The organism is Streptomyces viridifaciens, from assembly GCF_001888885.2.
Classification (GTDB): domain Bacteria; phylum Actinomycetota; class Actinomycetes; order Streptomycetales; family Streptomycetaceae; genus Kitasatospora; species Kitasatospora aureofaciens.
Genome location: NZ_CP090841.1, coordinates 1891660 through 1911102 on the forward strand (window position 1 = coordinate 1891660; position 19443 = coordinate 1911102).

The window sequence follows — 19443 nt, forward strand, 5'->3', positions numbered from 1 at the left end:
GATCTCGACCAGATGTACGACACCCCCGCCGACCACTCTATTCCGGCCGTCCGACCGGAACATTTCGACCGGACCCCGGCAGCTCGCCCCTTATCCTGTTGGACCATGCAACCGATCCAGCCCGAGACGTACGGCGCGCCGCGGACCGCCCCGGTCCCCGCCCAGCGCTCCGCCGCCCCCGCCGAGGGCTTCGCGGTCGTCGACGTCGAGACCACCGGTCTCGGCCGCTCCGACCGCGTCATCTCGGCGGGCGTCTACCAGCTGGACCACGACGGCGAGGTCACCGACCACTGGTACACCCTGGTCAACCCCGAGCGGGACCCGGGCCCGGTCTGGATCCACGGCCTCACCGCCGAGTTGCTCTCCGGCGCGCCCACCTTCCCCGAGATCGCCGACGAGTTCGCCGCACGCCTGGAGAACCGCGTGCTGGTCGCGCACAACGCGCTCTTCGACTGGAACATGATCTCCCGCGAGTTCTCCCGGGCCGGCCGCCGCGCCCCGGTCGAACAGCGGGTGTGCACCATGGTGCTCTCCCGCGACCTGCGCCTCCCGCTGCCCAACGGCAAGCTCGCCTCGCTCGCCGCCCACTTCGGCGTCCAGCAGCGCCACGCCCACAACGCCCTGGACGACGCCCGGGTGCTCGCCGAGGCGTTCCGCCCCAGCCTCCAGCTGGCCCGCCTGACCGGCGTCCCGCTGCCGCTGCAGACCTGCGTCGCGGTCACCGACCTCGGCGAGGAGGAGCCCGCCACCCCCGGCCGCAGCAACTGGACCGGCTCCCAGTACCGCCAGGCCAAGAAGCGCCCGCCCTGCCCGTACCCAAACCCGGGTCGCTGGGAGGACGGCAAGCCGCTGGTCCAGGGCATGCGGGTGGCCTTCACCGGCGACACCGCCACCGACCGCGAGGTGCTGGAGGACCGCGCCGTGGAGGCCGGCCTGCACATCGCCACCTCGGTCAGCCGGCTCACCAGCCTGCTGGTCACCAACGAGCCGGCCAGCTGGAGCGGCAAGGCCCGCAAGGCCCGCGACGTCGGCACCCCCGTCGTCACCGAGGACGCCTTCCTCCAGCTGCTGCGCGAGGTCGCCCCGCACCCCGGTGCGTGAGCCGGTTGTGAGGTCGGCGTACCGTTCCCATGTGTACCGATTTCTGCTGACCCGCCAGTGGCTGATCACCATGCTTGTCGGGCTGCTGCTGATCCCCGCGACGATCAAGCTGGGCTTCTGGCAGCTGCACCGCCATGAGGCGCGGGTGGCCCGGAACGAGCTGATCGGCAAGGCCCTGACGGCATCACCGGTGCCCTTCGACAGCCTGTCCGCGGCCCCCGGCGCCGCGGCGCCCTCCGCCCTCACCTGGCACGCCGTGACGGCCACCGGGCAGTACGACCCGGCACACGAGTTCGTGGTCCGCAAGCGGACCGACTCCAACGGCACCCTCGGCTACTTCGTCGTCACCCCGCTGAAGCTCTCCGACGGCAAGGGCACCGTCCTGGTCAACCGCGGCTGGGTCCCCTCCGGCGACGGCGCCACCGAGTACCCGCCCGTCCCGGCCGCCCCGGCCGGCGAGGTCACCCTCACCGGCAGGCTGCGCGCCGACGAGACCACCGGCAGCAGCGGCGGCTGGGTCAAGGACCGGGCCGGCCTCCCCGCCCGCCAGTTCAACCTGATCAACACCGAACAGCAGTCGAAGGAGACCGGCACCACCCTCCTCGGCGGCTACCTGGAGCTGACCGCCACCAACCCGGCCCCGGCCGACCAGCCCGAGCTGATCCCCGCGCCCGACCACTCGGACATCGGCCCTCACATGGCCTACGCCATCCAGTGGTGGCTGTTCACCGCGATGATCCCGGTCGGCGTCTGGGTCCTCATCCGCCGCGAGGCCAAGGACCGCGCCAAGCAGGCCGCCGAGCCCGAGGTCGAGCTCGACGCCCTGCCCGCCTGAGGGCCCGGCGGCGCTGGAGGACGTCCTGGTACTGCAGCAGGACTAGAGGACGTCCTCCAGCTCCCGCAGCAGCCGCGCCTTCGCCCGGGCACCCACCACCGACCGCACCGGCCGGCCGTCCCGGAACACCATCAGCGTCGGCATCGACAGCACCCCGTACGCCGCCTGGGTCCGGGGGTTGTGGTCCACGTCGACGCTCACCACCCGCAGGCGGTGGGCCTCCTCCCGCGCGACGTCCGCCAGCACCGGCGCCATCATCCGGCACGGCGGGCACCAGTCCGCCGTGAAGTCGACCAGCACCGGCCCCTCGGCCGCCAGCACCTCCGCGGCGAAGGTCTCGTCCGTCACCGCCGGCACACCCGCGATCCGTACCATCGTCTACTCCTCCGTCAGTTCACACTGGGGCGGCTGCTCGGCGACCGCGAGGTCGTCCCGCGCCCGGACGGCCCGGGCGAACTGCCCGGCCACCTGCTCGCGCACCTCCTGGAGCCGCCCGATGCACTCGTCCAGCTCGGCGAGCTTGCGCCGGTAGACCTCCAGCGAGGCCGGGCAGGAATCCCCGTCCGGGTGCCCGGCCCGCAGGCACTCCACGAACGGCCGGGTCTCCTCCAGCCCGAAGCCGAAGTCCTGGAGCATCCGGATCTCCCGCAGCAGCCGGAGGTCCCCCTCGTCGTACGCCCGGTACCCGTTGCCCGCCCGCCGGGCCGGCAACAGTCCCAACTGCTCGTAGTACCGCAACGCCCGCGTGGTCGTCCCCGCCCGCTCCGCCAACTCCCCGATCCGCACGCCGAACCACTCCTCCCGAACAGCCGGTACCGACCGTAAACCTTCCCCCCGACGTCAACGCCAGTGCGAATCCGCGGGCGGCCCGGATCCTGTCCGGCAAGATGTCCCCATGGATCTCGGACTGAAGAACAAGGCCTACGTCGTCACCGGCGCCACCCGGGGCCTCGGCCTCGCCACCGCCCGCGAACTCGTCGCCGAAGGCGCCCATGTGCTCGTCAGCGGCCGCACCCAGGATGCCGTCGACGCTGCCGTCACCGAGCTCGCCGCCCTCGGCACCGCCCACGGCCTGGTCGCCGACAACGCCGGCCCGGACACCGCCGACCGCCTGATCGCCGAGGCGAACGAGCGCTTCGGCCGCTTCGACGGCATCCTGATCAGCGTCGGCGGCCCCCAGGCCGGCCCGGTCGAGACCACCCCCGAGTCCGCCTGGCGCGACGCCTTCGAGTCCGTCTTCCTCGGCGCGCTGCGCCTCGCCCGCACCGCGGCCGCCGCCCTGCCCTCCGGCGGCGTGATCGGCTTCGTGCTCTCCAGCTCGGTCCGCCAGCCGATCCCCGGCCTCGGCATCTCCAACGGCCTGCGCCCCGGCCTCGCCATGGCCGCCAAGTCCCTCGCCGACGAGCTCGGCCCGCGCGGCATCCGGGTTCTCGGCCTGCTCCCGGGACGGATCGACACCGACCGGGTCCGCGAACTCGACGCGCTCGCCCCCGACCCGGCGGCCGCCCGCGCCGAGGCCGGCGCGACCATCCCGCTCCGCCGCTACGGCACCCCCCAGGAGTTCGGCAGGGTCGCCGCGTTCCTGCTCTCCCCCGCCGCCTCCTACCTGACCGGCGTGATGGTCCCCGTCGACGGTGGTGCTCTCCGCTCCCTCTGAGCTACTCCAGCTGACGGTGCCTCCGCCGACCCCGCCGCCGCTCGGCGGGGGCCTCCCGCACCCGGATCCGCAGGTCGGCCGGCAGTTCCGCCAGCCCCAGGCTGCGGACGGCGTCCACCCGCGGGCCGTCCTCGAAGTGCTCCACCAGCCCCACCGGATCCCCGCCCGGTGTCAGCCGTACGGCCCCGCGCAGCCGGGGGTGTCCGGGAGCCCGCACCAAACGCACCCCGGCCCGCTCGACCTCCGGCAGCACCGACGTGCCGTGCTCCAGCGCCTCCTCCAGCGCCCGGGCGCTCACCTTCAGCCGCAGTCCGCCCGCCCCCGGAGTCGGCACGTCGATCCGGTGCAGACCGGTCCGCCGCAGCTGCGCGACCAGCCACCACGCCATCCCCGCCACCAGCACCGCCAGCGCGCCGATCACCGTCGGCCACCACCAGGAGGACTCCACCCAACGCCTCCGGGAGCGCGCGCTGAGCACCGGCTGGTCCGGCGAGGTCAGCGGCCACCAGCCCGGCGGATGGACACCCAGCCGCCGGTACAGGTCCAGTCCGCCCGCCAGCACCAGCACCCCGACCCCCAGCAGCACCGACCCCACCAGCCCCAGCAGCACCCGGTTGACGACCGTCCGCCTCACCCCGCCGCCTCCCCCGCCCGGTCGTCCGGCTGATCGGGTGCCCCGTCGGCCACCCCTCCGGCCGCCCCGCGCCAGGACCGCACGTCCAGCCGCAGCGGCCGCGCCAGGCCGACCCGTCCCAGTTCCTCCCGCAGCTGCCGCTGCACCACCGCCGGATCCACCGGCCCGCTCACCGACACCCGCACCCGCCGCCGCCCGACCCTGATCCGCAGGTGGTCGATGCCCCTCAGCCCGGCGGCCCGGTCCGCCAGCAGGTGCCCGATCCCGGCCCGCTCGATCGCCGCGTCCGTCCCCCCGTACGGCCGCAGCACCAGCCACCGCCGAAGCCCGGGAGTGATCGCCAGCCACAGCAGCCAGCCGCCCAGAAGGACCGAGACCCCGGCCCCGAGCAGCACCCACACGTCGTCCAGGTGACGCGTGGCCAGCTCGTCCGCGACCTGCGCCCGCCACCGCCGGGCCGGCTGCCCGGCCCGCACCGCGACCACGTCGTACAGCAGCGCCCCCGCCACCACCAGCACCACCGTGGCGACCATCGCCGCCGTAGCCGCCCGCCCCGCCCACAGCCGGGGCGCCTTCCGCACCGAGCCGGCCCCGGGGTCGGTCCGCTCCCCGTCCCGGCTCACCACGCTCCCCCGGCGACCAACTTCTCGACCTCCACGACCACTTCGGACACCCTGGTCCCGGTCAGCCCGACCACCCGCGTCGCCACCCGCTCCCGTACGGCCCGGGCGAGGCCCGCGAGGTCCGCGGGGAAGGGCGCGTCGACGGCCACCCGGACGGTCACCGTGCTGCCCGGCCGGGCCACCGTCACCCGGGGCGGCGCCCCCCTCACCGACCGCCCGGCCCACGCCTCGGCGAGCACCTCCCGGGCCGCCTTCCCCGCGATCCGTGCGTACACCCGGTCGGCGACCCGGAGCCGCCCCCGGCGGGCCGTGCCGGGGGCGGGGGCGGGGGCGGGAACCGAGGTCCCCATCAGCGCCGCCGGTCGCGGCCGCGGAGCAGGTCGCCGAGGTCACCCAGGTCGATGTCGCTCTCCAGCAGCCGCCCGGCCACGAAGCCGACCAGTCCGAGCGCCGCCACCAGCAGGAACGCCGCGAACCCGCCGAAGTACCCGGCGAAGCCGAGGGCCATGCCCACCACCAGGCCGACGATGGCCAGGTTCATCCGCTACTCCCTCGTCCTCGCCGGGCTTTACTTGAGCCTGGGCCGCTGCCCGGGTGCCGTTACCTGCTCCTCTTCCTCCTCGAACTCCGGTTCGTCCGGGAGGTGGACGTCGTTGACGGCGATGTTGACCTCGACGACCTCGAGGCCGGTCATCCGTTCGACCGCGTCGATGATGTTCTCCCGCACCTGGCGGGCGAGTTCGGGGATCACCACGCCGTACTCCACCACCAGGGCGATGTCGATCGCGGTCTGCTTCTCGCCGATCTCGGCCTTGATCCCGCGCCCGACGCTGGACTTGCCGCCGGGCACCCGGTCCCGCATCGCGCCGAAGGTGCGGGCCAGGCCGGAGCCCAGCGCGTGGATGCCGGAGACCTCGCGGGCGGCCATCCCGGCGACCTTCTCCACCACGCCGACGGCCAGAGCCGTACGGCCGCGCTCACCGGCCGACCGTCCGCCGTCGCCGCCCGGGCTCGTGCCCGGTGCGGGTCGGGCACCGGCGAGCGGTCCGGGCGCCGTCGCACCGCCGGTGGTCTTGTGCATGGTCGCTGGCGTCGGAGTTTCAGGCATGGGGCATCTCCCTCGTAGCGGCTCCAGCTATATCGCAAACCTCTCCAACTCTGGCATTTCGCCACGACCCCCGCCCGCCGAGCGTGCCCTCGGGAACGTCCGGAAACGCCGGGAGGCCCGGCACCGGGGTGCTCCCCGGGCCGGGCCTCCCAGCACCTCAACGGCGGTCAGTCGCCGATACCGGCGAGCTCCCGCAGCCGTCGCGCCTGTGCCACCCGTTCGGCCGAACGCTGCTCGTCGTACGACCGGCCGCAGGCGCCCTGGAGCAGCGCCTTGGTCTCGATCACGGCCCCGCGCGGAGCGGCCAGCAGGGCGGCGGCGAGGTCCCGGGCGGCGGAGTCCAGTTCCGCGCCGGAGACGGCCAGGTTGGCCAGTCCGGTCGCGACGGCCTCCTCCGCGCCGACCCAGCGGCCGGTCGCGCAGATCTCCAGCGCCCGGGCGTAGCCGACGAGTTCGACCAGCGGCTTGGTGCCGGCCAGGTCGGGGACCAGGCCGAGCGAGGTCTCCTTCATCGCGAACTGGACGTCGTCGGCGACCACCCGCAGGTCACATCCGAGCGCGAGCTGGAAGCCCGCCCCCACGGCGTGGCCCTGGACGACCGCGATGGAGACCAGGTCGGCGCGCCGCCACCAGGTGAAGGCCTCCTGGTACGAGGCGATGGCCTCGTCCAGCTCCTTGTCCGCGGAGCCGGCCAGCTGGAGGAAGGTGGGCTCGCCGGGGATGCCCTCGGGGGTGAACATGGCCCGGTCCAGCCCGGCCGAGAAGGAGACGCCCTCGGCGCGCAGCAGCACCACCCGCACGCTGCCGGGCAGTTCGCGCCCTGCCTGGGCGAGGGCGCGCCACAGCGCGGGCGACTGGGCGTTGCGCCGCTTGGGCTGACAGAGGGTGACGACGGCGAGTTCGCCGTCGATCTCCAGGCGGACGCCGTCCCGCTCCCAGCTCGGGGCCTGCGGGTCGGTGGCGGGGGCGGTCATGCGGAAACCTCCGGTGGCGGGGGACGTGGCTACCGGAGAGTAACAAACCTGGGAGCGGACGGGCAGGGCCCTGGCCCGAAAGATCGGAACGGGTGCGGAGCCCGGGATCCGGACATGACGATCGGCGGCCGGTCCACTCGACCCGAGGGCGGACGCCCGGCCGTGGTCAGCCGTCGTCTCCCCGGTCGGCGTCCTGCCGCCGCGCCATCCAGCTCAAAGCCGACGGACCGTCAGGAACCGGCCGCGGCAGTCGCCTTGTTCTTGCCCCGCGTGGCACCACCGCGGCCCCGGAGGATCACTCCGGACTCGCTCAGCATCCGGTGCACGAAGCCGTACGAACGACCGGTCTCCTCCGCGAGAGCGCGAATGCTCGCCCCGGAGTCGTACTTCTTCTTGAGATCGGCCGCGAGCTTCTCACGCGCGGCACCGGTCACCCGGCTGCCCTTTTTCAGAGTCTCGGCCACCCGTGCCTCCTCGTAGCGTTGCTCGGTCAGATTCCCATGATCACCCATCGACCGCGTCCTGGCCACCCATTCGACAAGGTCGATGTCGCAAATGCGTGGTCCTGCGGTGGTGATCCGAGCGCACCAGGGCGCTCACGCTGCGTGCACGCCCCCGGGCGGGTACCGCCGGGTGCCGAGAAAGAGCTGATCAGCAGCGTCGGCCCGACCACGATCGAGTGGCGGGCCGACAGGAAGTGCTTAAACGGAATCCGGGTCTTCTTCATTCCCGGACACGCCGAAAGGACTAGATTTTCTGGTCCGAAAAGCGGATGGGGCGTCTACTTCCCGGTCAGGCCAGCGAGACCAGGTCGGCGTACGACGGGTTCCACAGGTCCTCCACCCCGTCGGGCAGCAGGATGATCCGCTCCGGGTCGAGCGCCTCGACCGCGCCCTCGTCGTGGGTGACCAGCACGACCGCGCCGGAGAACTCGCGCAGCGCGCCCAGGATCTCCTCGCGGCTGGCCGGGTCGAGGTTGTTGGTGGGCTCGTCCAGCAGCAGCACGTTGGCGGAGGAGACCACCAGGGTCGCCAGGGCCAGACGGGTCTTCTCACCACCGGAGAGCACCCCGGCCGGCTTGTCCACGTCGTCACCGGAGAACAGGAAAGACCCGAGGATCTTGCGGATCTGCACCAGGTCGGTGTCCGGCGCGGCAGAACGCATGTTCTCCAGGACGCTGCGCTCCGCGTCGAGCGTCTCGTGCTCCTGGGCGTAGTAGCCGATCTTCAGGCCGTGACCCGGGATCACCTCGCCGGTGTCCGGCGCCTCCACCCCGGCCAGCATCCGCAGCAGGGTGGTCTTGCCGGCGCCGTTGAAGCCGAGCACGACGACCCGGGAACCCCGGTCGATCGCCAGGTCGACGTCGGTGAAGATCTCCAGCGAGCCGTAGGACTTGGACAGGCCGCTGGCGGTCAGCGGGGTCTTGCCGCAGGGGGCCGGGTCCGGGAAGCGCAGCTTGGCGACCTTGTCGTTCGCCCGGACCTGCTCCAGCCCGGCGAGCAGCTTGTCGGCGCGGCGGGCCATGTTCTGGGCGGCCACCGTCTTGGTCGCCTTGGCACGCATCTTGTCGGCCTGGGCGTTCAGGGTCGCGGCCTTCTTCTCGGCGTTGGCCCGCTCGCGCTTGCGGCGCTTCTCGTCGTCCTCGCGCTGCTGCTGGTACTGCTTCCAGCCCATGTTGTAGACGTCGATGGCGGAGCGGTTGGCGTCCAGGTAGAAGACCTTGTTGACGACCGTCTCGACCAGGTCGACGTCGTGCGAGATGACGATGAAGCCGCCCTTGTAGGTCTTCAGGAAGTCCCGCAGCCAGACGATCGAGTCGGCGTCCAGGTGGTTGGTGGGCTCGTCGAGCAGCAGCACGTCGGAGTCCGAGAACAGGATCCGGGCCAGCTCGACGCGGCGGCGCTGACCACCGGAGAGGGTGTGCAGCGGCTGGCCGAGGATGCGGTCCGGCAGGCCCAGCGCGGCGGCGATGGTGGCGGCCTCGGCCTCGGCGGCGTACCCGCCCTTGGTGAGGAACTCGGTCTCCAGGCGCGCGTACTTCTTCATCGCGTTGTCCCGGGTGGCGCCCTTGCCGTTGGCCATCCGGTCCTCGTTCTCGCGCATCTTCTTCAGCACGGTGTCGAGGCCGCGGGCGGAGAGGATGCGGTCCTTGGCGAGGACGTCCAGGTCACCGGTGCGCGGGTCCTGCGGGAGGTAGCCGACCTCTCCCGAACGGGTGACCGTACCGGCGGCGGGCAGACCCTCGCCGGCCAGCACCTTGGTGAGCGTCGTCTTGCCGGCGCCGTTGCGCCCGACCAGACCGATCCGGTCGCCGGCGGCGACCTTGAAGCTCGCGGACTCGATCAGGATCCGGGCACCGGCGCGCAGCTCGAGGGCGTTGGCGGAAATCATGGCTGGGACTACTCCTGGGACGTGGGCGGGCGGCCGGGTACGGGCCCGGGCAGCGGGAAGTGGGGCTTCATCGGCGGTCGGCGCCGTGGAACTGGGCGCCGCCGCCCGCTATTGCCCGGAGAAGATAGCCATGACGGCCAGTCTACCGGGCCGCGCGAAACGCCCCGGGGCACTACCACCCGGGGGTACCCGCGGGGGCTCCGGTCGCGGCCCGTCCGGCGGATCCTGCCGGACCGGCCGGCCCTACTGCTGCGCGGCCGCCTGGTCGGTGGCCGACGCCGTCGGGGCGGCCGGGGTCGGCGGGACGGTCGCCGCCGGGCTCGCCGACGGGTCGGCGCAGCCGCCCTGCGGGCGGACCGCGGCGAACGGGGCGTCCACGCTGGAGCAGGCCGTCTCGGGGGCCGCCGCCTTGGTGTCGAAGACCTTGGGGGGCACGATCGGACCGTCGGTGATCTCCACCCGGCTGCGGCCCAGCACCTTCACCGTCGCGGCCGGACCGGTGATCATCGACCACCCGTTGCTGTCCAGCCGGTAGCCCGTGATGCCACCGGAGACGGCCACCCCGCTGCTGTTGGTACAGGTGCGCGGGATGAGCACGGCGTAGTCGGTGTGGACGGTGCGCAGCGGGTCGTAGAGGCAGCCGTTGGAGGGCCGGTCGTTGTAGCGCAGGTCGCCGTCGGCGTCGCGCAGGCCCATGGTCAGTTTCGGCGTCACCACGGCCAGCCAGGGCGAGCCGTCCCGCTGGACGGTGTGCAGCGCGGCCTCGGCCCGCTGCACGGCGGTATCCCTGCGCTGGGCGTCGGTCCGCTTGTCCGCTCCCGGATCACCGTCGGCGCGCAGGTAGTCCGCGAGGCCCGGCACGGCGCGGTGCCAGCGCACCTCGTGGTCGCCCGGGCGCACCGAGGTGACCAGGCCGTCGTCCCAGACCACGATCGCGTTGTCCCCGGCCATCGCCAGGTAGAGCGCCTCGGCGCCCTCGCGACGGTACGTCCAGGCCCGCTCGCCGGTCTGCTTGTGGTACGCCTCCAGACCGGGACCGACCACCTTGAGGTCCAGGTCGGCCGAGCTGACCGACTGGGAGTTCACCGGGGTCGCGTCCGCGTCGGCGGGCCCCGCCACCCGGTCGCCGAACGGCACCGGCTTGTTCGCGTGCGCCGCCGCACCGGCCGCAAGGACCAGCATCACCGCCAGGGCAGGCAGGATCGAGCGGGGGGTGAGGACACGCGGCGGCTTCCAGGACACGGCCGGAGCGTACCTTTCACCGGGTGCGCGAGTCAGCCGGAATCGCGCCGGGGCCCGCCCGCCCGCCGCACGCCCGATCGTGCGCGCCCGTCCCGTACTCCCGCCCGCCCACCTGCGCCGTCGGCTCCCCGGTCGGTCGGCCGGGCCCTGCGCGGCGGGCCCCGTCGGCCCCGCCGGACCGTTACAGAGCTGATACACGCGGCCGGGCCGGAGGGAGCTTGTGGCAGACGGCGTTCGAATATCGCCCACTTTAGGGTGACATTCGGCTTTCCCGTCCATCGCCTGGCCTACTGTCGGCGAGCGCGGCGCCACCGTCCGTCGACCTGGCCACCGCCCGCCCCGCCCCCGCGACGTCCGGAGGACAGACCATGCGCATCGGTCGCCTGACGCTGGCAGCCGCCGCTCTGCTGCTGATGGCCACGGCCGGCGTCCCGGCCGGGACGCCGCTCAGCCAGACCGAACGGCACGCCCTCTCCTCCGACGCCTTCGAACCGCGCGGCGCGGCCCCCCGCCCGCCGGTGCACCGGCCCGGGCACGAGCCACCGTTCGGCGCCTTCGTCGGCTCCTGGGACAGGTACATCCCGCAGATCGGCAAGTACTCCCAGTGGCTCGGCAACGCGAACCTGCAGGTCGGCCACACCTATCTGGCGGGCAACAGCTGGGCGGACATCGAGGGCGAGCCGGCGGTGCTCGGCATGTGGTCCCAGTGGCGGCTGGCCGACCCGTCCCGGCTGCTGGTGCTCGGCGTGCCGATGCTGGTGCCCAACGAGGCGCAGGTGCCGGACGGCGAGGTCGCCCGGCTGCTGGACCGGGGCGCGCACGGGGACTTCGACAGCCACTTCGTCCGGCTCGCCCGCCGGCTGGTGGCGCTCGGCGGCGCGGACACCGTGATCACCCTCGGCTGGGAGATGAACGGCGTCACCTACACCCACCGCTGCAAGCCCGACCCCACCGCCTGGAAGGCGTACTGGCGGCGGATCGTCGGGGTGATGCGCTCGGTGCCCGGGCAGCGGTTCCGCTTCGACTTCGCCCCCAACCGGGGCCTGGACGCCGTCCCGTGGACCAAGTGCTACCCCGGCGACGACGTGGTCGACATCATCGGCATGGACAGCTACGACCAGCCCGCCGGCAGCACCTTCGAGGACTACGTGCGCGAGCCGTACGGCCTCCAGGACCAGGTGGAGTTCGCGGCCAGGCGCGGCAAGCCGGTCTCGTACCCGGAGTGGGGGCTGTTCCGCAACGGCGACAACCCCGAGTTCGTCCGGCGGATGGTCGACTGGATGCGCACCCACGACACCGCCTACCAGACCGTCACCGACTACTGCCCGCACGGCTTCTTCCAGTGCCGGAGCAATCCGCGCTCGACCGCGGTGTTCAAGCAGCTGATGTCCGGTTCGCCGGGGGCGCCGCTCGTACTGCCGTCGGTGCCCCCGGCCCCGGTCGTGCCCGTAGCACCCAACCCGCCGACCGTGCCGGCCGTGCCGGGCCTGCCGGGTCGGCCCGCCCTGCCGGGCGCGACCGCGAGCGCGACCGCCGCCGCGTCGCCGAGCCCGTCCGCGGCCGGGACGCCGTCGCGGCGCTGATCGGCGGTCAGGCCCGGCGGTGGGCCAGCAGCGCCTCCTTGAGCCGGGGGAAGCGGGTGCGCAGCTGGTGCGCCGCCGCCCGCCGGGCGCGCACCGCGCCGGCCCGGGCGGCGGCCGCCGGGGCCACCCCGGCCGGGCCGAGCAGCAGGCGCTGGTTGGACAGCCGGTCCGGCCGCCAGCGCTGCTTGTACGGTTCCTGGCCGCGCAGCAGCCCGAGCACCGGGATGTCCGCGCCGACCGTCTCCTCCAGGGCGGCGTTGAACAGCAGCCCGGCGATGTCCAGCCGCTCGCGCAGCCCCGGGTGGGCGCCGTACAGGTACAGGCCGCCGAAGGAGGGGCAGAGCAGCAGCAGGTTGACCGCGACCAGTTCGCCGTCCAGGTGGAACTGGTGGACGGCTGCCCGGCCCGTGGCGACCAGGCCGACGGTGGACTCGGTCAGGTGCCGGGCGAAGCGCTCGGTGCGGTGCTCGGCGGTGACGCCACGCTTCTGCCACTGCTGGAAGTGCAGCCGCAGCAGCCCCTCCAGGGCGGCCGGCACCTCCTCCAGCGGGGTGGAGCGGACCCGCACCCCGGCCTCGGCGATCTTGCGCAGTTTCACCCGGCTGCGCTGGGCGGTCTTGCCGGGCACCCGCTTGAGCAGCCGCTCCATCGGGACGGCCGGGAGGTACTGGCACAGCGAGTCCTCGTGGCGGCGGCGGGAGCCGCGCCAGTGCTCGTAGACCCGTTGCATCGCGGCCTCGGGGTGCACCTCGCGCAGTTCCAGCCAGTGCCAGGGGCGGGTGAGCGGGAGGGCGGCGGCGAACTCGGCGGCGGCCCGGTCGGCGCACTCGTCGTCGAGCAGGACGTCCCCGTAGTCGACCAGCCCGGCGCCGAGGCCGGTGAGCCCCCCGAACGGGCCGCGGCGCCGCATGAAGGAGCCGGCGCCGACCAGCCGGCCGTCCCGGCGGACCAGCACCACCAACAGCGCGCCGGGGCGGCCGTAGTGGCGCCACCAGGAGCGCTGCCAGGCAGCGGCCTGGAAGAACGTGGCGGTGCGGCAGCGGGCCGCCAGTTCGTCCCACTCCTCGGCGACGGTGTCGAGGGCGTCGTCCTCGCGGCGCAGCTCGGTGGTCCAGACCGGCGCCGCCGACCGGGACGGCAGGCCGGCGGCGCGGGCCTCGGTGCTCACCGTCCGCTCCCGGCGGCGGTTTTCTCCTCGGCCGGGAGCTTCGGCTCCGCCTCGGGCCTGCCGCCCGGGGCGGTTGCGGCGCCGGCCTTCGCCTCGGTCCGCGCGGCGGGCGTCGACTCCGCCTTGGCCTCGGTCCGGGACCCGGCCTTGGACCCGGCCTTGGGCTCCGCCTTCGCGTCGCCCCTCGCCTCGGTCTTCGGCCGGGTCCTGCCGGTCTGCGCCGCACTGCGCGGGCGGGGCGTGGCCGGGGCCGCGGCTGCCGGGGCGGCCCCGGCCGGCTCGGCAGCCTCCGGTGCCGCGGCAGGCGCCGCGGCCGGCGCCGGAGCCTCAGGGGCCTCAGGGGCCGCTGCCCCGTCGCGGGCCGCGCCGCCGCGCCGACGGGTCATCAGCACCAGCGACCCGAGCAGCAGCCCGGCCGCGGCGCCGACCGCGACGTCCAGCTTGGCGGAGGGTGTGGTCGGCTTGTCCGGCTCGGCGGCCGGGGCCAGCGTCACCAGCCGCACATTGGTGTCCCTGCTGCTGGTGTTGGCGAAGGCGACCAGCGAGCGGGCCACGGCGTCGGCGGTCCGGGCGGCCTCCTGCCCACGGGGCCCGGTGCCGGTGATCTCGATCATCGGCGCGTCCGGAGAGGTCGTCCCGGACACCAGCGACTCCAGCTCGGACCGGGTGTGACCGGTCTCGGCGGCCGCGACCGCTAGCACCTGGGGCTGGCCCGCGAGCCGCCCGTACGCCTGGGCGAAGTTCGTCGCGGTCCCCGACTCCCCCGGGTTCTGCGGCACCACGAGGACGTAGGCGCTGGCCGAGTACGAGGGGGGCGAGACGACGGCGTACCCGGCGCCAGCCGCGGCGCCCAGCGGCACCGCGAGCGCCACCGGCCACCAGCGGCGCACCAGGTGGCGGGCGCTCCTGCGCGGTGTGGTCATGGGTGTGACTCCTTGGGTCTGGGACGGCGGTACCGGCGGCGGGCGCTCAGACGCGGGCCAGCCGGTCGTAGAGGGCGCCCAGGTCGGCGGCGACCCGGGCGATGTCGTAGTGGCCGACGGCCGGGGGGTGCGGGAGCGGGTCGGAGATGTGGCCGCTGAGCTGTCGCAGGTCCCGCAGCGCGGCGGCGTACGCGGCGGGTTCGGAGGGGATGCGGCGGGCCTGCGGGGCGGCGCTGGGCGGCAGTTCGTCCAGCGCCGGGCAGGCGCTGTGCCGCACCGGCAGCCCGGCCGCGAGGCCCTCCAGGACGCCGAGGCCGAAGGTCTCCGCGGTGGAGGGGGCGGCCAGCACGTCCATGGCGGCCAGCAGGTCGGGCACGTCGTCGCGCTCGCCGGTGAGCACCAGCCGCTCCCGGACGCCGAGTTCGGTGGCCCGGCGCTCCAGTTCGGCCCGCTCGGGGCCCTCCCCGACCAGCACCAGCCGGGTCGCCGGGTCGAGGTCGACGAGCGCCGCCAGCAGCACCTCGAAGCGCTTGCCGGGGACCAGCCGACCGACCCCGCCGACCACCCAACTGCCCTCCGGGAGGCCGAGTTCGGCCCGGACCCGGCCGCGGGCGGCGGACCGCTCGGCGGGCGGGCGGCGGTAGCCGGCGGTGTCGATGCCGTTGGGGATCAGCTCGATCCGGGTCGGCGGGACGCCCCAGGACCGCAGCGTCTGGGCGACCTGCCGGGAGACCGCGACGGTGGTGCTGCCGAGCCGCTCGGCGGCCAGGTAGAGGCCCTTGACGCCCCGGGTGACCGGCCGGCCCTCGATCACCCCGGCGTGCAGCGAGTGCTCGGTGGAGACCACCGCCCGCACCCCGGCCAGCCGCGCGGCCAGCCGGCCGTACAGCTGGGCGCGGTAGAGGTGGGTGTGCACCAGGTCGTACCGGCCGGCCCGGACCAGCCGGACCAGCCGGGGCAGCGCGCCGAGGTCACGGTTGCCGCGCATGGCGAGGTGGTGGACGGTCACCCCGTCGGCGCGCAGCGCGTCGGCGACCGTGCCGGGATTGGTCAGGGTGAGCACCTCGCAGCGCTGGTGCGGCGGCAAGTGGCGCAGCAGCAGGTGGAGTTGGCGCTCGGCGCCGCCCGAGGCGAGCCCGGTGACGATGTGCAGCACCCTCACGACCGGCGCTCCGTGACCGCCCGCTCGGCGCGGGTCCCACGGCGGCGTCTCAGCTCGGTGAAGGCGTCCCGCAGCCGGTGCCGGCCCTTCTTGGCGCGCAGCCGCCAGGCGCCGTCGCGGTCGCCGACGTAGCAGCGGGGCAGGGCGAAGCGGCCGGTGAGCGGGGAGTGGGCGATGGCGCAGGCGTAGTCGTACCCGGCGTCGCGCACGGCCAGGGCGGCGGGCGCGTCGACGGCGCCGTACGGGTAGCAGAAACCGGTGACCGGACCGCCGACCACCTCCTCCAGCAGCCGCCGGCTCTCCCGGGTCTGCACCGCGAGGACGTCGGCGGCCAGGCCGGGCAGCGCCCGGTGGCCGAGGCCGTGCGAGCCGATCTCCCAGCCCGCCACGGCGAGTTCGGCGACCTCCTCGACGGTGAGCAGCTTCTTGCGCGGCCCCTCGGTGTCCCAGCCGTTGTCCTGTCCGAGGAGGTCGGCGACCACGTACGCGGTGGCGGTGAAGCCGTACGCCTGCAGGATCGGCACGGCGTAGCGGGCGAAGTCCGCGTATCCGTCGTCGAAGGTGAGGCCGACCAGCTTGTCGTCCCGCCCGTGGGCCCGGGCCCGCATCAGCTCCCGGACCGAGACCCCGCGCCGCCCGCGCTTGTGCAGCCAGGCGATCTGCTCGGCGAACCGCTCGGGGCTGACGGTGAGTTGGTACGGGTCCTCCTCCTCGACCGCCACCGAGTGGTACATCAGGATCCACGGCGAGGAGGAGCCGGGGTCGGCGGGTTCGCCGACCGGACGGCGGCTCCTGGGCAGTCGCGCCCGGTCGGGCGGGGCGTTGGTGACGCCCGCCCGGGCCGAACGGACGGTTCCCCGTTCATTGTCCATCGGGAAACTTCCCTTCATCGGCGACGGATGGCGGGTCCAGTGCCTCTCCGGCGGATCCCGTCGGATCGGCGACTGACGACAACGCGGCGAGCGGCGCGCCCGGGCGCCGCGGTCCCGGCGAGGTCCGCCGGAGGGGCCCGCGCCCGAGGGCCCGGGCGGCGGCGAGGACCGGGCCGCGCACCTCGCGCGCTCCGAGCCCGGTGCCGACGACGCCGAACGCCAGCACCACGGTGAGGCCCCCGAGGAGGGTCGAGAACAGCGGGTCGGCGGCCAGGCCGGCGGCGGCGGCGCCCAGTGCGGTGGCCCCGGCGGCGGTGACCACCAGCCGGACGTGGCCGCCGAGCACCCGGGGCAGCCGCAGCGGGATGCCGCGCAGCACCAGGCCGCGCAGCAGCAGCACGGAGGTGGTGGTGATTCCGGCCGCGTTGCCGGCGGCCAGGCCGAGGGCGCCGAAGCGGGGCGTGGCGAGCAGGCCGACGGCGACGGTCACCCCGAGGCCCAGCAGCATCGCGGCGAGCGGGTACCAGTCCAGCAGCCGGCGGCCACCGTCCTCGGCACGCGGGTCGCCGGCCCGGCGGACCACCGGCCGTAGCGAGAAGTACGGGCGGATCATCACGCCGGTCAGCGCCTGGGCCGGCAGGCCGAAGCTGTACACCCGGATGACGGCGGCGGTGGCGGCGGTGTCCTGGGGGCCGAAGGCGCCGCGCTGGAACAGCAGCGAGACCACCGAGGGAGCGCAGGCCATCAGGAAGGCGGTGCCGAGCAGGACGACCGCGGCGGCCTGGCCGAGGTCCTTCTCGACCCGGTCGCGGGCGGCCGTGAGGTCCCCCGCCGCGAGTGCCCGGGCGACCAGCGGGAAGGTGACGGTGCAGATCAGGATGCCCGCCGTCATGGCGAGTTGGGAGACCTTGGCGGCGTAGTTCAGGTGCGAGATGGTGCCGGGCGGCAGCGCCGAGCCGAGGTAGCGCTCGACGAAGACCTGGGACTGGCGGGTCAGCGTGAACGCCGCCACCGGCAGCAGGGCCAGCGGCATCAGCACCAGGGCGTTGCGGCCCCGCCGACCGCGGCCGGTCTGGCCGGCCCGCAGGCGGCGCAGGAACGGGCCGACCAGCAGACCGGCCATCAGCAGGCTGCCGAACGCCACGCCGAGCGCGGCGGAACGCACGCCGAGCAGGCCGTGGAAGCCGAACAGCAGGGCCAGGATGCCGAGGTTGTAGACGACGTAGATGGCGGCCGGGGCGGTGAAGCCGTGGTGGGCGCGCAGCGCGGCGGCCAGGTAGCCGGCCACACCGAAGGGCAGCACGGTGATCGCGGTGATCCGGGTGCAGACGACGGCCAGGCGCGGGTCGGGCAGGCCGGGCGCGAGCAGCTCGACCAGCTGGGGGGCGCCCAGGGCGGCGACCAGGGCCAGCCCGCTGAGCGCCAGCAGCAGCCAGGGCAGGGTGGCGCGGACCAGGTGGCGGACCGGGTCGGGGGCGTCCGGGTCCTCCTCGCGCAGCACCAGGGCGAGGGCGAAGGCGGGCACCATGAGGAACGACATGGCGTCCTCGATCAGCAGCGGTGCCGCCGTCTCGGGGACGGTCCAGGCGACCAGGAAGGCGTCGGTGCCCTGGCTGGCGCCGAAGTAGCGCGCCAGCAGGAGGTCGCGCAGCAGCCCGAGGCCGGAGCCCGCCGCGCTGAGCACGGCGGTGATGCCGAAGGCCTTGGCGAGGAAGCCGCTCCGGGGCGCCCGGTCGGGCCCGGGGACGGCGGCCTGGACGGGGGCGCTGCGCGGGGCGGGGAGGGTGCGGGTGAGCGCGGCCGGCTGGTCCGTGGTCACAGTGGCATCGCCCGCCCGTCGCTTCCGGCGGGCTCCGGGCCGGCCGCCCCCTGGAGGGCCGCACGCGCCGCCAGGCCGAGGACGACCGAGGTCAGCACGGTGGTGGTGCCGCCGATGTCGGCGTAGAGGAAGTCGACCAGCACCCAGGTGAGCAGGGCGAGAGCGGCGAGAACCGTGCCCCGGCGGTGGCGGAGGCAGCCGAGCAGCAGGGCGAGGAAGAGCGCGGCGTACGCGGTGATGCCGATCAGGCCCTGCTCGCTGAGCACCAGGAAGTACATGTTGTGCGGGGAGAGCAGCGGTTCGCGCTGGAAGCCGATGGTGGAGTCGGCGGCGTCGCTGCCGGAGGACAGCCGCAGCGGGGCGTGGCTGTCGCGCAGTTCGGGGAAGGCCTTCGGGCCGGCGCCGTGGACGGGGTGGTCCTGCCAGATCCGTCCGGCGGTGGCCCACAGGTCGTAGCGGTCGGAGACGGACTGGTCGGGCGCGGCGGAGACCGAGCCGATCGAGCTGAGCCGCTCGGTGACGCCGGAGGCGCCGAGGCCGAGGCCGCCGACCAGGACGACGGCGGCGGCCAGGCCCAGCACGGCGCCGCGGACCAGCAGCCGGGCGTCGGCGCGCAGCAGCAGCACGGTGGCGGCGACGCCGGTGGCGATCCAGCTGCCCCGGCTGAAGGAGACGGCGAGCGGGAGGACGAGGAAGGCCGCGGCGGCGAACATCGCCCGCCGGAGCCGGGCGTTGCCGCCCTCGCCGCGTTCGCCGAGGGCCAGGGCCAGGGCGGCGAGCAGTCCGTAGCTGACCACGGTGGACATCGCCATGATGTCCAGCGCGCCGAAGGTTCCGACGGCCCGGATCGGCTGGCCGGTGTAGGAGGCGCCGGTGCGGGTGAGGTACTGGTTCGCGCCGACCACGCCCTGGATCAGGGCGGCGAGCACGAAGGAGCCGAGGACCAGCCGCTGGTCGGTGCGGTCGCGCAGCGCGCAGAGCACGGCGACGGGCACCAGGACGAACACCTGGGTGAGCCGGACGAAGCCGGTGAGGCTGGTGGCCGGGTCGATCGAGCCGACGGTGGCGACGGCGGCGGCGGCGGCGATGCCGCCGAACAGCACTCCGGTGGTGCGGGTGATCGCGGGCAGCCGTCCGCGCAGCAGGTTGACCGCGGTGAGCGCGACCAGGGCGAGCGAGGCGACGTCGGCGGCGGTCACGTGGACGGCCGCGGTGACGTCCTTCTCCCCGGCGGGCACGCAGACCAGCAGGACGGTCGCCGCGGCGAGCAGGCTCGGCCGGTCCGCGAGCGCGGGCAGGGCCCGCCGTAGGGTCGGACGCGGAAGGGCCGGAAGGGTCAGGTCCACGCCGG

Annotated in this window: 21 protein-coding genes; 4 read left to right on the forward strand and 17 right to left on the reverse strand. The window is 74.6% G+C overall.

Features of this window, described 5'->3' with window-relative positions:
• The first annotated feature begins 105 nt into the window (after positions 1-105).
• Complete coding sequence (locus BOQ63_RS15715; RefSeq protein WP_078867405.1) at positions 106-1101, forward strand: DEDDh family exonuclease; 996 nt, start codon at positions 106-108, stop codon at positions 1099-1101.
• 31 nt (positions 1102-1132) lie between these two features.
• Positions 1133-1936: an SURF1 family cytochrome oxidase biogenesis protein gene (locus BOQ63_RS15720; RefSeq protein WP_072654491.1), complete on the forward strand. Its 804-nt coding sequence runs from the start codon at positions 1133-1135 to the stop codon at positions 1934-1936.
• Positions 1937-1978: 42 nt separating this feature from the next.
• On the opposite strand, the gene trxA is transcribed toward BOQ63_RS15720, so the two are convergent.
• Both trxA and BOQ63_RS15730 read right to left on the reverse strand, forming a co-directional pair.
• Positions 1979-2311, reverse strand: a complete 333-nt coding sequence (gene trxA / locus BOQ63_RS15725; RefSeq protein WP_030285666.1) for a thioredoxin — start codon at positions 2309-2311, stop codon at positions 1979-1981.
• A gap of 3 nt (positions 2312-2314) precedes the next feature.
• The gene (locus BOQ63_RS15730) at positions 2315-2722 is read right to left on the reverse strand and encodes a MerR family transcriptional regulator (protein WP_030285664.1); all 408 of its coding nucleotides are present in this window, start codon (positions 2720-2722) and stop codon (positions 2315-2317) included.
• 109 nt (positions 2723-2831) lie between these two features.
• On the opposite strand from BOQ63_RS15730, the gene BOQ63_RS15735 reads away from it, so the two are divergent.
• On the forward strand, positions 2832-3593 hold the full coding sequence (locus BOQ63_RS15735) for an SDR family oxidoreductase (protein WP_030554596.1): 762 nt from the start codon (positions 2832-2834) through the stop codon (positions 3591-3593).
• Position 3594: 1 nt separating this feature from the next.
• Here BOQ63_RS15735 and BOQ63_RS15740 read toward each other — a convergent pair whose 3' ends face one another.
• From BOQ63_RS15740 to BOQ63_RS15780, 9 genes are all read right to left on the reverse strand, one after another.
• Positions 3595-4227, reverse strand: coding sequence for an Asp23/Gls24 family envelope stress response protein (locus BOQ63_RS15740; RefSeq protein ID WP_051746969.1), 633 nt, complete (start codon positions 4225-4227; stop codon positions 3595-3597).
• On the reverse strand, positions 4224-4850 hold the full coding sequence (locus BOQ63_RS15745) for a DUF6286 domain-containing protein (RefSeq protein WP_191093567.1): 627 nt from the start codon (positions 4848-4850) through the stop codon (positions 4224-4226). Before BOQ63_RS15745 ends, BOQ63_RS15740 begins: the two co-directional genes overlap by 4 nt.
• Positions 4847-5200, reverse strand: a complete 354-nt coding sequence (locus tag BOQ63_RS15750; RefSeq protein WP_030554601.1) for an Asp23/Gls24 family envelope stress response protein — start codon at positions 5198-5200, stop codon at positions 4847-4849. Before BOQ63_RS15750 ends, BOQ63_RS15745 begins: the two co-directional genes overlap by 4 nt.
• Positions 5200-5391: a hypothetical protein gene (locus BOQ63_RS15755; protein WP_030285647.1), complete on the reverse strand. Its 192-nt coding sequence runs from the start codon at positions 5389-5391 to the stop codon at positions 5200-5202. Before BOQ63_RS15755 ends, BOQ63_RS15750 begins: the two co-directional genes overlap by 1 nt.
• 27 nt (positions 5392-5418) lie before the next feature.
• The gene (locus BOQ63_RS15760) at positions 5419-5958 is read right to left on the reverse strand and encodes an Asp23/Gls24 family envelope stress response protein (RefSeq protein WP_223885946.1); all 540 of its coding nucleotides are present in this window, start codon (positions 5956-5958) and stop codon (positions 5419-5421) included.
• Positions 5959-6125: 167 nt separating this feature from the next.
• Positions 6126-6932: an enoyl-CoA hydratase/isomerase family protein gene (locus BOQ63_RS15765; RefSeq protein WP_030285642.1), complete on the reverse strand. Its 807-nt coding sequence runs from the start codon at positions 6930-6932 to the stop codon at positions 6126-6128.
• 230 nt (positions 6933-7162) lie between these two features.
• A complete protein-coding gene (locus BOQ63_RS15770; RefSeq protein ID WP_030285640.1) occupies positions 7163-7396 on the reverse strand; it encodes a helix-turn-helix domain-containing protein in 234 nt (77 codons plus the stop codon).
• Positions 7397-7724: 328 nt separating this feature from the next.
• On the reverse strand, positions 7725-9323 hold the full coding sequence (locus tag BOQ63_RS15775; protein ID WP_030554603.1) for an ABC-F family ATP-binding cassette domain-containing protein: 1599 nt from the start codon (positions 9321-9323) through the stop codon (positions 7725-7727).
• 243 nt (positions 9324-9566) lie between these two features.
• Complete coding sequence (locus BOQ63_RS15780) at positions 9567-10565, reverse strand: PQQ-binding-like beta-propeller repeat protein (RefSeq protein ID WP_030285637.1); 999 nt, start codon at positions 10563-10565, stop codon at positions 9567-9569.
• Positions 10566-10933: 368 nt separating this feature from the next.
• Here BOQ63_RS15780 and BOQ63_RS15785 point away from each other — a divergent pair, with 368 nt between their 5' ends.
• Positions 10934-12148 carry a glycoside hydrolase family 26 protein gene (locus BOQ63_RS15785; RefSeq protein WP_030285635.1) on the forward strand — a complete coding sequence of 405 codons (1215 nt, stop codon included), beginning with the start codon at positions 10934-10936 and terminating at the stop codon, positions 12146-12148.
• Between the two features lie 7 nt (positions 12149-12155).
• Here BOQ63_RS15785 and BOQ63_RS15790 read toward each other — a convergent pair whose 3' ends face one another.
• Genes BOQ63_RS15790 through BOQ63_RS15815 form a run of 6 tightly spaced genes read right to left on the reverse strand, consistent with a single transcriptional unit; the run spans position 12156 to position 19438 of the window.
• On the reverse strand, positions 12156-13316 hold the full coding sequence (locus tag BOQ63_RS15790; protein WP_051746967.1) for a GNAT family N-acetyltransferase: 1161 nt from the start codon (positions 13314-13316) through the stop codon (positions 12156-12158).
• A complete protein-coding gene (locus tag BOQ63_RS15795) occupies positions 13313-14239 on the reverse strand; it encodes a Wzz/FepE/Etk N-terminal domain-containing protein (protein ID WP_150475928.1) in 927 nt (308 codons plus the stop codon). The genes BOQ63_RS15790 and BOQ63_RS15795 overlap by 4 nt, the downstream gene beginning before the upstream one ends.
• A 46-nt stretch (positions 14240-14285) precedes the next feature.
• On the reverse strand, positions 14286-15401 hold the full coding sequence (locus BOQ63_RS15800; RefSeq protein ID WP_030285630.1) for a glycosyltransferase: 1116 nt from the start codon (positions 15399-15401) through the stop codon (positions 14286-14288).
• Entirely contained in the window at positions 15398-16273 is an 876-nt protein-coding gene (locus BOQ63_RS15805; protein WP_078867404.1) for a polysaccharide deacetylase family protein, read from the reverse strand. The genes BOQ63_RS15800 and BOQ63_RS15805 overlap by 4 nt, the downstream gene beginning before the upstream one ends.
• A complete protein-coding gene (locus BOQ63_RS15810; RefSeq protein ID WP_051746965.1) occupies positions 16263-18092 on the reverse strand; it encodes a lipid II flippase MurJ in 1830 nt (609 codons plus the stop codon). The genes BOQ63_RS15805 and BOQ63_RS15810 overlap by 11 nt, the downstream gene beginning before the upstream one ends.
• Positions 18089-19438, reverse strand: a complete 1350-nt coding sequence (locus BOQ63_RS15815; RefSeq protein ID WP_072654499.1) for an O-antigen ligase family protein — start codon at positions 19436-19438, stop codon at positions 18089-18091. The genes BOQ63_RS15810 and BOQ63_RS15815 overlap by 4 nt, the downstream gene beginning before the upstream one ends.
• Positions 19439-19443 lie beyond the last annotated feature (5 nt).